The organism is Endozoicomonas sp. G2_1 (assembly GCF_017744155.1).
Lineage (GTDB): Bacteria > Pseudomonadota > Gammaproteobacteria > Enterobacterales > Alteromonadaceae > JAGHQT01.
In genome coordinates, this window is the sequence record NZ_JAGHQT010000006.1 from 72199 (window position 1) to 85637 (window position 13439).

At 42.1% G+C, this 13439-nt stretch carries 12 protein-coding genes; 7 read left to right on the forward strand and 5 right to left on the reverse strand.

What is annotated here, in order from left to right; all coding sequences use genetic code 11:
- Positions 1-26 precede the first annotated feature (26 nt).
- The 4 genes from yejK to J7384_RS09360 all read left to right on the forward strand — a co-directional run bounded on the left by yejK (position 27) and on the right by J7384_RS09360 (position 4061).
- On the forward strand, positions 27-1085 hold the full coding sequence (gene yejK / locus J7384_RS09345; protein WP_209113342.1) for a nucleoid-associated protein YejK: 1059 nt from the start codon (positions 27-29) through the stop codon (positions 1083-1085).
- 108 nt (positions 1086-1193) lie between these two features.
- Positions 1194-2225 (forward strand): dihydroorotase, encoded by a 1032-nt coding sequence (pyrC, locus tag J7384_RS09350; RefSeq protein WP_209113344.1) that lies wholly within the window; start codon positions 1194-1196, stop codon positions 2223-2225.
- A 65-nt stretch (positions 2226-2290) separates the two neighbouring features.
- Positions 2291-3181 carry a 6-carboxytetrahydropterin synthase gene (locus J7384_RS09355; RefSeq protein WP_209113346.1) on the forward strand — a complete coding sequence of 297 codons (891 nt, stop codon included), beginning with the start codon at positions 2291-2293 and terminating at the stop codon, positions 3179-3181.
- A complete protein-coding gene (locus tag J7384_RS09360) occupies positions 3174-4061 on the forward strand; it encodes a M23 family metallopeptidase (protein WP_348523860.1) in 888 nt (295 codons plus the stop codon). Before J7384_RS09355 ends, J7384_RS09360 begins: the two co-directional genes overlap by 8 nt.
- 77 nt (positions 4062-4138) lie before the next feature.
- Here J7384_RS09360 and J7384_RS09365 read toward each other — a convergent pair whose 3' ends face one another.
- Positions 4139-5041 (reverse strand): haloalkane dehalogenase, encoded by a 903-nt coding sequence (locus J7384_RS09365; protein ID WP_209113348.1) that lies wholly within the window; start codon positions 5039-5041, stop codon positions 4139-4141.
- Between the two features lie 158 nt (positions 5042-5199).
- On the opposite strand from J7384_RS09365, the gene J7384_RS09370 reads away from it, so the two are divergent.
- Positions 5200-5655 carry a thioesterase family protein gene (locus J7384_RS09370; protein WP_209113350.1) on the forward strand — a complete coding sequence of 152 codons (456 nt, stop codon included), beginning with the start codon at positions 5200-5202 and terminating at the stop codon, positions 5653-5655.
- Between the two features lie 14 nt (positions 5656-5669).
- Here J7384_RS09370 and J7384_RS09375 read toward each other — a convergent pair whose 3' ends face one another.
- Complete coding sequence (locus J7384_RS09375; RefSeq protein ID WP_209113352.1) at positions 5670-6656, reverse strand: DUF2955 domain-containing protein; 987 nt, start codon at positions 6654-6656, stop codon at positions 5670-5672.
- Between the two features lie 53 nt (positions 6657-6709).
- Positions 6710-7774, reverse strand: coding sequence for an HlyD family secretion protein (locus J7384_RS09380; protein WP_209113354.1), 1065 nt, complete (start codon positions 7772-7774; stop codon positions 6710-6712).
- 114 nt (positions 7775-7888) lie between these two features.
- Between J7384_RS09380 and J7384_RS09385 the strand changes: the two genes are divergently transcribed.
- The gene (locus tag J7384_RS09385; protein WP_209113356.1) at positions 7889-8785 is read left to right on the forward strand and encodes a LysR family transcriptional regulator; all 897 of its coding nucleotides are present in this window, start codon (positions 7889-7891) and stop codon (positions 8783-8785) included.
- Between the two features lie 169 nt (positions 8786-8954).
- Positions 8955-10100 (forward strand): methyl-accepting chemotaxis protein, encoded by a 1146-nt coding sequence (locus J7384_RS09390; protein WP_209113358.1) that lies wholly within the window; start codon positions 8955-8957, stop codon positions 10098-10100.
- A 66-nt stretch (positions 10101-10166) separates the two neighbouring features.
- On the opposite strand, the gene ggt is transcribed toward J7384_RS09390, so the two are convergent.
- Entirely contained in the window at positions 10167-11924 is a 1758-nt protein-coding gene (ggt, locus tag J7384_RS09395; protein WP_247741722.1) for a gamma-glutamyltransferase, read from the reverse strand.
- A 239-nt stretch (positions 11925-12163) separates the two neighbouring features.
- Positions 12164-13420: a site-specific integrase gene (locus tag J7384_RS09400; protein WP_209113360.1), complete on the reverse strand. Its 1257-nt coding sequence runs from the start codon at positions 13418-13420 to the stop codon at positions 12164-12166.
- Positions 13421-13439: the final 19 nt, after the last annotated feature.

Here is a 13439-nt window from a genome sequence, read left to right on the forward strand (position 1 = left end):
ACACAAACGCGATTACCATTTTATCTATGAGCTTAATAATTAACCAAATAGCACTGCATTATCTATCAAAAAAAGAAGAAACTGGCGAAATTATTCTTAAATACGGCCCTGAACAAATTGAGCAAACCAACAAAATCCAAAATTTTATTGATGCCTTACACCACATATACAATAGTAAAGGCAGTAAAGCGTATGGTCATTTCTCAGATATGCCTGCCGAAGGTGGCAATGCCAGTTTTGTTGATATCATGCAAAGCTATTTGGGTGAGCAACAAGGGTTTAATGAATTTAGCCAGCAAGCGGCTAACTTGTTGAAAAATGAACTTGAAAAGTACGATCTTGCCGAAACCGGCTACTTTTTATTAACTCATTACGAATTCATGGGTGGACGCTATCTACTTGCTGCCATCATTCCGATTTCAGAGCACTATTCGGTGGATGGCAACTTAAATATTCTTGCTAATCAGCATCTCGATACCGCTAAACTGCAATTGGCGGCGAGAATTGATTTGTTCGATTATCAGCAAAATGCCGATGGCAATCGTTACCTTTCATTTATCAAAGGGCGCGCAGGACGCAAGGTTTCCGACTTTTTCCTTGATTTTTTGCATTGCCAAGAAGGCATTAACGCCAAAGAGCAAACACAAACCTTAGTACAGGCCGTTGAGGACTACGTCAGTGTTAATCAACTCGACGCCGATGAAAAACAACAAACCCGTAAAGAGTTACTCAACTACTGTAAAGAGCAAAAAGAGTCAGGCCAAGACGTTTCATTAAAAGAATTAGGCCAAGTGATCAGTGAAGATGGCAAAGGTCAGAATAATGATCAGAGCCAAGACTTTTACAGCTTCTGCCAAGACCAAGCATACGACATTGAAGAAAGCTTTCCCCATGACCAAGCCGTGGTGAATAAAGTCACCAAATATTCTGGTTATGGCAGTGGCATTAGCATCAGTTTTGAGCGCAGCCACTTTGGTCAAGATGTCGTGTATAATCAAGCCAATGACAGTTTGACGATATATAAAGTTCCGCCCAATTTGAAAGACGAATTGTTGGCATTATTAAGTGCTGATCAGCAAGAATAAAAGCTACTTACCGTAACGCGTTGCTTGTAATTTTAAGCTAATTCAATGAATTAGCAACAAAACAAAATAATCACAGAAAAACAAACCAAAATCAGAATAGGTAATAAAATGACAACACAATTGACCATTACCCGCCCAGATGACTGGCATGTTCACTTGCGAGATGGCGCGGCATTAACCAATACCGTTAAAGATATTAGCCGTTATTTTGGTCGCGCGATTGTCATGCCTAACTTAGTACCACCGGTAAAAAATCTTGCCGATGCCAAAGCCTATTACGATCGCATTATGGCGGCGCAGCCAAGTGGCCAATTCACGCCACTGATGGTGTTGTACCTTACTGACAACACCACGGCACAAGACATTAAAGAAGCGAAAGCAAGTGGCTTAGTATACGCCGTTAAACTTTATCCTGCCGGCGCAACTACCAATTCGTCCTCTGGTGTTACCGATATCGACAAATTAGGCGATGTCTTTGCCGCCATGCAAGAAGTTGATATGCCACTTTTGATTCACGGCGAAGTAACCGACAGTGAGATTGATATTTTCGATCGCGAACGCATTTTTATCGACACTATTTTGCGACCGCTCGTTGCTAAATATACCGAGCTCAAGATTGTTTTAGAGCACATTACCACTAAAGATGCGGTTGAGTTTGTTAAAAGTGCACCAGATAACATTGCGGCGACAATTACCGCGCATCATCTGCTGTTTAATCGCAACCATATGTTAGTGGGTAACATTAAGCCACATTATTACTGTTTACCGATTTTAAAGCGCAATATTCACCAACAAGCACTGGTTGAAGCGGCGACCAGTGGTAGTGCAAAATTCTTTTTGGGAACCGACTCTGCGCCACATGCTGTTGAAGCAAAAGAGGCCGCTTGTGGCTGTGCCGGTTCATATACTGCACACGCGGCACTAGAGCTTTATGCTGAGGTTTTTGAACAAGCTAACGCATTAGATAAGCTAGAAGCCTTTGCCAGCTTAAATGGCCCTAATTTTTATGGATTAGCCGTTAATAGCGACACCGTAACCCTGGTAAAACAAGACTGGCAAGTGCCAGCGAGTTTAGCATTTGGCGACAACCAAGTGGTACCCATTCGCGCTAACGAAACCATTGGCTGGCAAGTAAAATAAGCGATTTTTATTTTAGGTTGAGCTCCGAGCGCTAATAATTAACCATTTCAACGATAGGAAATTGAATGCAACTTTTTGTTAATGATTTAACCGTAATTGATTTTTCATATTTATGCCCAACACGGGGTATTGTAGGTGAGAGCTGGATTGTCGACGTGTTACTCGACGGCAGTTTGAACGAAATGAGTATGGTATTAGATTTTGCGGTGGTCAAAAAACAAATCAAAGCAATTATTGATGACTCTGTTGATCACAAATTACTTTTACCAACTAAGCACAGTGATTTAACGGTTTCGGCGTCGAAACATCAAGAAGATCACCAATATGTTGATTTCAAGTCAACGCGCGGTGCTTACTATTTGCAGTCGCCATCGCAAGCCTTCGCTCATATTGATGCTGAAAGCATTACTATTGAAGCGGTGACAGCGCATTTGCAAAAAGTGATCAAGGCTCAGCTGCCTGAGAATGTTGAAGGGTTGCAGTTAACCTTGCGCGAAGAGCAAATTGATACCAGTTACTATCATTACACCCACGGATTGAAAAAGCACGACGGTAACTGCCAACGCATTGCTCATGGTCATCGCTCAAAAATTCAATTGTTTAAAGACGACGTTCGTTGCCATCAATTAGAAGCCGATTGGTGTGAGCGCTGGCGTGATATTTATATTGCCAGTGAAGACGATCGCGTCAGTTTTGACGATATTCAATTGTCAACAAATGCCAGAGCGGCACTTGAGCAAGACAACACCCAGCATCAATATTTTGCTTATCAAGCGCCGCAAGGGCAGTTTGATATCGCAGTACCGAATGCCGTATTAGACGTTGTTGATTGTGATTCAACGGTTGAATTATTAGCCGACTTTGTTGCAAGGCAGCTGAAAAAAGCCTTGCCCGATAGCAAAATTAAAGTTATTGGATACGAAGGTGTGCAAAAAGGAGCGATTGCCAGTGTTTAAAAGATCAAATAATGCCTCAAACGCTAAGTCCTACAACAGCATACGTCCAGCAAAGACATTGGCGAAATTGATTAGTTTGCCGCTGATGGCATCTAGTGTGTTATTCAGTAGCTTAAGCTTTGCTAGTCTTGAGTTATCGGGTGATGTTATACAAGGTGGTTTAGTATTGGGTAAAACAACACCCAATAGTCATGTCAGCTTAAATGGCAAAACTTTACAACTGTCTGAACAGGGCAATTTTGTTTTTGGTTTTGGCCGCGATGATAAAGAAGCAAGCAATTTGCTAGTGACCTTACCAAGCGGTGAAAAAATTGAAAAAACACTGACCCCTTCAACACGCGAATACAAAATTCAGCGAGTGAAGGGAATCGCCAAAAGGATTATGCAGCCGAACCCTGAACACGTTGCTCGCGCCAAAAAAGACAGTAAACAAGTGCGAGCTGCCCGTGCAGTCATTAGCGATCAGCTTGCCTTTAATCAAGGTTTTGTCGCGCCAATCAACGGTATAGTCACTGGCGTTTACGGTAGCCAGAGATTTTACAATGGTAAACCAGGTAATCCGCATTACGGGGTTGATTATGCTGGCAAAATAGGTGATCCAGTGAAAGCGCCCGCCGATGGTGTGGTCACCTTATACGTACCAGATATGTTTTACTCTGGCGGCACTATGATTATCGACCACGGCCATGGCGTAAACTCAACTTTTTTACACTTAAGTGATGCTTATGTAAAAGTTGGAGATAGCGTTAAACAAGGTGATGTTGTCGCGGCTGTTGGCAATAGCGGCAGAACAACAGGACCTCATCTTGACTGGCGAATTAATTGGTTTAATACTCGCATCGATCCTGAACTGGTATTAATGCTTAAGCCGCTCAACTAAGATTACACCAATGTTACCTTTTTCGAATATATTCAAAGGCCAGTAACTGCATTACTGGCCTTGTTTATTAAAGCTTATTAATTAGTAAATGATGCTAGTGCAGCTTTTGCTACTTGTTCACCATATTCTTGAACAAAATGACCCGCTTCAGCTATTTTCATTGGCTCAGGGCATCCATTAATTGTTTTTCTAAGTTGTTCCATAACGTCTTCACCAAGTACATTGTCTTTCATACCAATAGCCATAAAGCTTTTACCTTGCCAGTCGTTCTGCCAAAAGGCTCTAGCTCGATGTCCGTGTTCAATACCGTCCATATCAGGATCAACCGGCACGAGCTGCGGAAACCGTCTAACGCCAGCTTTGTAACTATTGTCTGGAAAAGGGGCATCATAAGCGACAATATCGAGTAAATTCAGCGCTGTGCCGGCATCGCTGGCGAGTAAACCGGCAACTGGAATTTCTGGCGCTACCGCACAAAATTGTCGCCAACGATAAAAACCTTCACTGGCACCATCACCGGCAGGGATCGCGGTGTTCATAACCAACAATTGATCAAAGCGTTCTGGCATGTCCATTGGCAGCGTCAACCCTAAAATTCCGCCCCAGTCTTGGCATACCAAAGTAATCTTGGTTAAGTTGAGCTGCTCTATCAAAGCAATTAAACTGTTGCGATGAAAATCAAATGTATAGGTTTGGTCATCGACCGGTTTGTCTGAGCGGCCAAAACCAAACAAATCAGGTGCTATCACACGATGACCTGCGTCAGTGAACACCGGAATCATCTTGCGATATAAATAACTCCACGTCGGTTCACCGTGCAAACATAAAAATACCTGTTCGGCGTTTTTATCACCTTCATCTATATAAGCCATTCTCAAAGACTCATAACCCGGCAAGTCATCCGTGTAATTTGGCTGATAAGGGAAGTTTGGCAACACCGAAAATCTATGTTCAGGTGTTCGTAGCGCTTTAATAGACATGTCTGCTCCTGTAATTAGTCTTTTCATCGTAATCAAACAAGTGTTTTAATTATTATACGACCGCTATATACTGCAAATATTTCAAGTATATAAACAATGAATTAATTAACCACTTTGCTGTTAAGTAATCGTTGGTCAACACTAAAAAGTAAATAATTATGGATGAAAACATTCTCGCTCTTGCAGAACACCCAGACGCATTCGGTAAGTGTTTTACCGTGCAGGAAAGTGATATCGACGGCTTTGGCCACGTTAACAATGCAATTTATTTGAAGTGGCTTGACGCAACTGTATGGGAACACACTCGCAGTGTTGGCTTGAGTGAGCACGCTTGTATTGAATTGAACCGAGGCATGGCGGTTGCGCAACACCGTTTAGATTATCTTGCCTCGGCATACTTAGGTGATGAGATCGCAGTATTTAATTGGGTTTGTGCCAATGACGGTCGTCTGCGGGCAACTAGGGTATTTCAAATCGTCAGAATTAGCGATCAAAAGACTTTGTTGCGCGCTCAGTCAGATTATATTTGCGTAAACTTAACGTCGGGGCGGCCAAGTAAAATGCCTGAGATCTTTCAACAGGCATATCCTGTAACCAGAGTACTATCTGAATAGCACTAGTGCCATACCTAGTTGACTTGTGGCTTTTGCGAAAAGCGATTTAGCGGTCGGTCAATAAGGTACATTACTGCGGTGGTTGCTAACACTGCAACGAAAATTGAACTAAAGCGGTACAAATAAGCAAAGGTTGCGTCTTGTTGTTCTGGTACTAAAGTGGTGGTTAAAGGAACCGATAACGCCGCTATTGCCGAAAAGCCAATACCTGCTTGAACTAACCCCTTGCCAAATAGTTTGGCAATTGCGCCAACTGCAAGGGTATAACCGAGCCAGAACAATAAGGTGTTGCCAAACCATTTTCCCAATATTATTTGTAGCGCTAAACCTATTAAACAGCCCAAGCCCGTGCCGATAACTCTGACCTTTCCCATACCTATAGTGCCGGTAAGTGTTAGTGGTGACAAAATTATCAGTACCGAAACGAGAGCCGACAACGAGTCAAATAAGTCCATGGTCTGAAAGACAAAAAACACCAACATTGCGATCAGCCATCCCATGGCAACTTGGCTAACCTTATCGTTAGCCGATTTTTCTGGTGGATGCGGCGGAATTTGTGGCTGTTCGCGATCGGGAAAAAAGCAATAAGCCAATGCGTAAATCGCCATCGATGCCAGCATTAGTACAAGTAAATTTACATTAAAATCGCTGATGTCAAAAAAATCATAGCTGGCGAGGTTGTATACCATAGAACTAACAACAATGCCGCCAAAACCAAACAAATGGCTCACGTGGTACATCATCGCAATACACTTAGTTAACATACTAATGCCAACAACGATGGCAAACAGTACTGGATGTGCTTGAAACAATTCGAGAATAAATGTCGCTTCAATAGCCGCAAACACTATTGAAAAAGTGACCATTAAGATTGCTGATATACTGCGCTTGGGCCTTGCATTGAGTACAAAAACCGGAACAATGACCGCTAAAAAACCGTAATTCCAGTCAAAAACAAGCGTTAATGCCATAGCTAACGAGCAGGCAAACCATATGCGCATGACTTTCATCTTTGAACCTCAGTTTCAAATTTTATCATTACAGTTCACGGAAATTAGTATAAATAGTGAAACCAACTGACTAGTTTTATTTGTGCTTTTGCCATTGTTGACCAAAAACCACTCTTTTGAGGATAAATGACGACAGTGGCACGCGAGCCGATAAATAACCTTGGTGACAGCGCTTGCTCTGAAACGAAGTTAACTCTAATACGCTGCGCATCACGAACCCAACGGTTGTTTATTTCAACACGGGCAAGATTGCCATCTGGGTTTTGTTGTACTGAGTTAATACCAAAGTCACGAGTTGCTAACGTCAGGTCGAAAACTTGTCCCGGAAAAGCATCAAATGTTACTAGAGCTGGACTTCCCAACTTAGCCTTGCCCAGTGATTTTTCTCTAAAATCAGCAGTAACCCACATTTTATTGGTTGGGATAAAGGTTAGAATAGGGCGATCGACTTTTGCTTTGGTACCAACCTGTACCTGTAGGTTGGTTACGATACCGTCACTTGGCGCGATGATCTCAGTGTGCGCTAAATCGAGCTTGGCTTGCGCGATGTTATTACGTGCAACTTTAACCGGCGTACTTTGCCCCTTTTCACTGCCTAATTGGCTTTCAATGACTTTTAAGTTTTGTTGCTCAGCAGTTAAGCTGGCACTAGCGACTTGCTGGCTGGCAAAAGCGTTATCAACATCCGCTTTAGCAACTAACTTTTGTTGATATAACTTACTAATGCGCTGATATTCTAGGTTTGCGTTATCAGAGGTTGCTTGTGCACGCGCAATATTGGCGATGGCGGCCGCTTTTTGTGAATAAAGGGTATTTTCTTGATCAATAGCTGATTGCAAAGACAGTTTGGCCTTTTCCAGCGCGATTTCAAATTTTCGACGCTCAACCGAGATTAACACATCACCTTTAGTCACTCGTTGGTTGTTAGCAACGTGCACTGAAACAACATTACCGGTAATTTCAGGAGAAATTTGAACAACATAACTTTGTACCCGACCTTCACTGGTCATAGGTACGTGTAAATCTGAAATGATAATATAACTGAATAAACTGATAAATAGGACAATCAGTGTTGTCATCCAACGTTTAAAGGTTTTTTCTGCCGACACTGCCAAACTCGCTCTAATCAATTAAAACAATAAACTAATTGGTGTAATTATATAAATATTGGCGCTCTTGCAGTAGAATGCTCAATAAGACATATATGCACTATTTCTAGGACAATGATAACAAAAGAAACCAATCAAATAATCAGTTTTGATGACTTACATTTATTTGCGCAGACAGTAGTGCACGGTGGTATCAGTGCTGCAGCCAGTGCTAACAATATGCAACGCTCTAAAGTTAGCCGTCGACTGCAAATGTTAGAAGCGGCGCTTGGTACCCAATTGTTAATTAGAACAACTCGAAATATCGAGCTAACCAGACAAGGACAAGAATTGTTTGAGTTAACTAGTCAGCCATTACAGCATATTCAACAAGGTATTGCGGCGATGAAAGGGCATTTAGATGAACTGTCTGGAAAAGTTCGCATTGCGATACCGTCGGCGTTGATAAGTGCCAATGCCTTCACCGAAATACTCACTGACTACGTTCAAACTTACCCAGACATTGATATCGAAGTAGAAAACCACCAAGAAAGTGTCGACTTAAAACGTCAAGCCTTTGATTTACAGGTTCTACCCAGCGTTGAAAAAATTACCGACGACAGTTATGTCCAATTCAGTATTTTGCCTTATCGCAGTCATTTAGTAGCATCGCCAACCTATCTTAGGCAGTTTTCGCCCATTAACAGCAGTGAAGATTTAAAACAGCACAGAATTTTAACTAATCGTTACAACGCTGATTTACTTCCCACTAACGTTAAAGTCGCGTTGAAATCAGACGATTTATACGTGCTTCTCAAAATGGCGACATCTGGTGCCGGCATTGCGTTTTTGCCGATAGCAAATGTCAATGTCAGAATGGCACTTGAACAAGGTGATTTAGTTGAAATATTACCTGATGCGCTTTACCCAGAGCAGCATTTAACACTCATATATCCGTCGACGTCGTTTTTACCAAAGCGCGTGAAAGTGCTAATAGACATTTTTAGAGACAAGTTTCAGCTAAAAAATTAAGCGCTAGTGGCGTAGTTGTATACCGTTGTTATCTTAGTCTGCTCAAATCACCGTATTATTGCGCAATGAGCTTGATAACTAGTTGGCGCACACACGACTATTCGCTATATTGAAGCAATTATTATTAGATCATATTTTTGAAATTTATTGGGGTAACTAGGTTATGTTTTTGAGTAAAAAACGTATTCAACAATCTTTAAGCGACTGGCTCAACCAATTGGAGTCAGATTCAAATCTGAATATCCCACAAGAGCTGGCTTTTATTAGCCCTCAGTTACAAAAGGTTGCAGAGCAAATCGATCAACTCAAAACCAAACTCGCGGCTAGCGAAGAAGACAGTAATCGGTTACATCATTACTCGACCTCTGCCGGCGTTGGCCTTTGGGATTTAACCTTGGTCAATGGCGATCCGAGCCATCCAGACAACAAAAATTACTATACCCAAAAGTTTCGCCATCAACTTGGTTATCAGAACGAGCAAGACTTTCCTAATACTGCAGAAGCCTGGTTTAACACCTTACACCCTGAAGACGTTGAAGGTATTTTTACCGCTTTTGGCAACCACTTAAATGATAAGTCTGGCAGAACACCATACAATCACGACTTTCGCATGAAGACTAAGCAAGGCCAATACCGTTGGTTTAAGGTTCAAGGTGAGAGCATTCGCAATGCCTCAGGTGTGGCAGAGTTTTCTTCTGGATCAGTCAGTGATATCCACGACAGTAAGTTAATAGAACTCGCTAAACAAGAAGACGATTTAAAACGTCAGCAGTTAATTGAAAATGTTGCCGATGTTGTCCAAAACGTTTCTCTTGGCATGAACAGCAGCTGCGACGGCTTAGCACATACCAATCAACAAATGATAGATACGCTGGACAGCATTGAACGCGGTAATCAAGCGGTCAATCAAATGTCGAGTTTAATTAACCAAGTCTCTAACAAAAACAATGAAATTATTGGTATTGTTGATCGTATTCAAACAATTGCTGAACAAACCAACTTATTGGCGTTAAACGCAGCAATAGAGTCGGCTAGAGCTGGTGAGCAGGGTCGGGGTTTTGCCGTGGTTGCCGATGAAGTTCGCCAATTGGCACATAACTCGGCGCAATCGAGCAAGGAGATCACTGAGTTAGTCACTGGTGTTGCCGCAGATAGCCAAGAAAGCGTTGAAATTTCGACAGATGTTTTGAATAACATGCAAGCGATTAGCGAAGCGGTTAACTCGCTAAAAACAGCAATTACTTCTTCTTCAGATGATATTTCTGACAATCGCAATCAAGTCGAGCGAATTAATGATTTGATGGCTGCTTTATAAACTTAAAGCGATTTATTGACGCCGAACTGAGTGATACTCGTTCGGCGTTTTGATATTGAACTCTGTTTAATTTAAACCTATGGTTTTTGCCCCAGGCCTTCGGGTGTCTGAATAACCAAAAAACAAGCCGTCTTTATACATAATACTTTGTAAACTGCCCATGGTTTTGCTGGTTTTAGTGTTATGTCCCATCGCTTCAAGAATTTTTATTGTATCGGGACTAATACCTGGTTCTAAATTGAGGGCATCTGGTGACCACTGATGGTGAATGCGAGGCGCGTCAGTTGCATCGGCTAAGTTCATATCAAATGCTAGAACATTTAATATTTGCTGCATTACCGTGGAAATAATCTTACTACCACCGGGGCTGCCTGTTAGTAAGAACGGTTTACCATTTTTGGTGACAATAGTTGGTGTCATCGAGCTAACAGGGCGACGACCGGGACGAATTAAATTATCAGCACTACCCATTAGACCAAAGGCATCGGGAATATCTGGACTCAAGGTAAAGTTGCCTAAATTGTTATTCATAATAATTCCCGTGCCTTCTATCACGACCCCCGAGCCGAACGAAAACATTAAGGTATAGGTGTTGGCAACCGCATTGCCGTCTTTGTCCATCACTGAATAATGAGTTGTTTCATCACTTTCATACGGTGCTAAGTTACCCGGAGCAATTTCACTTGCTGCGGTCGCGTTCGTTAGTGATATCGATTTCGCCAAGTCTTTTGCGTAGGCTTTACTAGTTAAAATATCAGTGGGAATATCGACAAAGTCAGGGTCGCCCAAGTACTTACTGCGATCGGCATAGGCCAGTTTCATCGCCTCTGTAATCAAGTGATAAGCAGCAGCGCTGTTTTGACCCATTTTCTCAAGGTCAAAATTCTCAAGAATATTAAGCATTTGTACAACATGAGTACCACCAGAACTCGGTGCTGGCATCGCATTTATGGTCGCGTCACCATAAGTTCCAGATATCGGTTTACGCACGGCAACACGGTATTTTGCTAGGTCTGCTAGTGAAATTAAGCCATTATTTTTTTGCATATCAGCTGCAATACGCTTGGCAATAGCACCCTGATAAAAGGCATCGGCACCGCCTTTGGCCAGTTGTTCAAGCGACCATGCTAAATCTTTTTGTACTAAAGTGTCACCCGCTTGATAGCCACTGCCATCTGGTTTAATAAATATTTTACGGGTTGATGGGTGCTTAGCTAAGGTTTTGTGTTTGGTGCGTAAAATACTGGCTAAATCATCACTTACTATAAAACCATCTTTGGCGAGTTTAATCGCTGGAGCCGCGACTTGTTTCCAACTCATAGTGCCATAGTTTTTTAGTAACCAATCAAAGCCAGCAACTGTGCCTGGCACCGCAGATGAACGATAACTAAAATGGTAGTCTTCGCGAGATGCTTTAACTTTTTTTCCATTTTGGTCTATTTCAAAGAACATGTCTTTGTCGGCCAATAGTGGGGCTGTTTCACGAAAATCTAGCGCAATAGTGCGATTTTCGTCCGCAATATAAACCAACATAAAACCGCCGCCGCCAATATTACCAGCCCGCGGTAAGGTAACTGCAAGCGCTAAACCGACAGCTACCGCTGAATCAATTGCATTGCCACCTTGCTTTAAAATCTCAGCACCAATTTCTGTCGCAATAAAGTTTTGGCTTGAAACCATACCTTCGCGGCCAATGACAGGGTGATTTCTCGTGGTGTAGTCAACAATCGCAGGTTGGTGTTTGGACGCTTGGGCGTAAGTAATAGATGCAGAAAAGGGCAACAATAAAGATAGTGCTGTTGCAATTACAGGTTTTATCAACATTCGTCGGGTCTCGTTTTAGTTTTCAATCGTTGTTATACGCATCAGGTTAGCAACACCTATACCAATGAATTAATTGACGAAACAACACCGATATAATTTGTTAAAACCCTTGTTTTAAGCCAACTACAAGCCCAAAAAACAGTTGTCTAAAAATTAATTATAAATGCGTAAAATTCGCTTTTTAAGCAGCTTTTTGCCTAAAGCTGCCATCAATAAGCAAAAATGAGCCGAAAGGGCGATTAGCTTTCTTTTATCTTTTTTCGTTTACCGGATTGGTGACGTTCTCGCAGATCTGAATCGATATATCTGTCTGTGGTTGCCATGCTGGCATGACCGGCGTCATCACGCACGTGCTCACGAGGGCGATGTTTCACATCTTCAGATATCCCCGTATGTCTGAGCCAGTGAACGGTAGCCGCTTTCAATTCCAACGCATCGTCCGTTAATCCATCTTGTCGCATCCGATCAAAGGCAGTATCAAAACAGTTTTGCACGATGCGGCGAATATGACGAGTGCTGCTTACTGGACCGTTACCTTTGGTTTTAGCTATTAACGGAATGTATTCGCCGGGGCTTGGTAATTTTGGCAATCCCAAAAATAACCGATAACGGACGAGGGCGTTTAACATAGCGTCAGATACCGTAATTGCGCGGTTTTTATTGCCTTTACCAAGTACATGAAACCACCAATTTTGGTCGTGATCCTTGCGAAAATCACTCATTAGTGGCATCGAGCGCTCATCGGCAACTAGCTCTGAAATACGCAAATACATGGCAAATAGCGCGTTCATGATAAATAAAGTACGTTCGTGTTCAGCTGGGTTTTCACTGGCCATAAATTCAGCCGTTTCAATAACATATTCCCATTGAAGGTTGCTAATTCGGCGAACGACTGGGCTAAATTGCTGTTTGCGGATGAACTTACTTTTTTGACGAATCAGGGCGACTGGATTAGCTTCAGACAGGCTTTCTTGAATTAAATATTCATAAAAGGACGACAAAGCGGTAAACATAGCCTTAACTGATGCTTGTGAAAAGTCGTAATGGTTGATATCAGCTTCAATGCCTTTGGCATATTCAGCTTTAGAGACAGATGCGACAAATGGTCGCCATTCAGGGTGCGGATTTCGCAAGCCATCTTTACTAACAAATCGGGCTACGTTCTTAGTACCAATCCAAGATTTTGGTGGCTGTTGGCAAAAGCTAATAAATTCTTCGATGTTTTCGCGCTTTAAATCAATAATTGATCGACGCTCAACATGCCAAGCCCATTGTAAAATTCGCTCAAGCTCTCGGCGATAACTGTTAAACGTTGCCGAGCTGCCGTTGTAACTGTACAAAAACTTTAACGTAAATTCTAAATCTAAATCTGCATTTTCAACCGAGTGATTGAGATAAGGTTTCGCGCTAAAGCTGTGTTGTCGAAATGGGTTTTCTAAATACTTGATGTTATCAATAATCGGTTTAGGAGATGGAAAAATTTCTGTAGCTGCCATAATAAAGCTCAAGTGATAA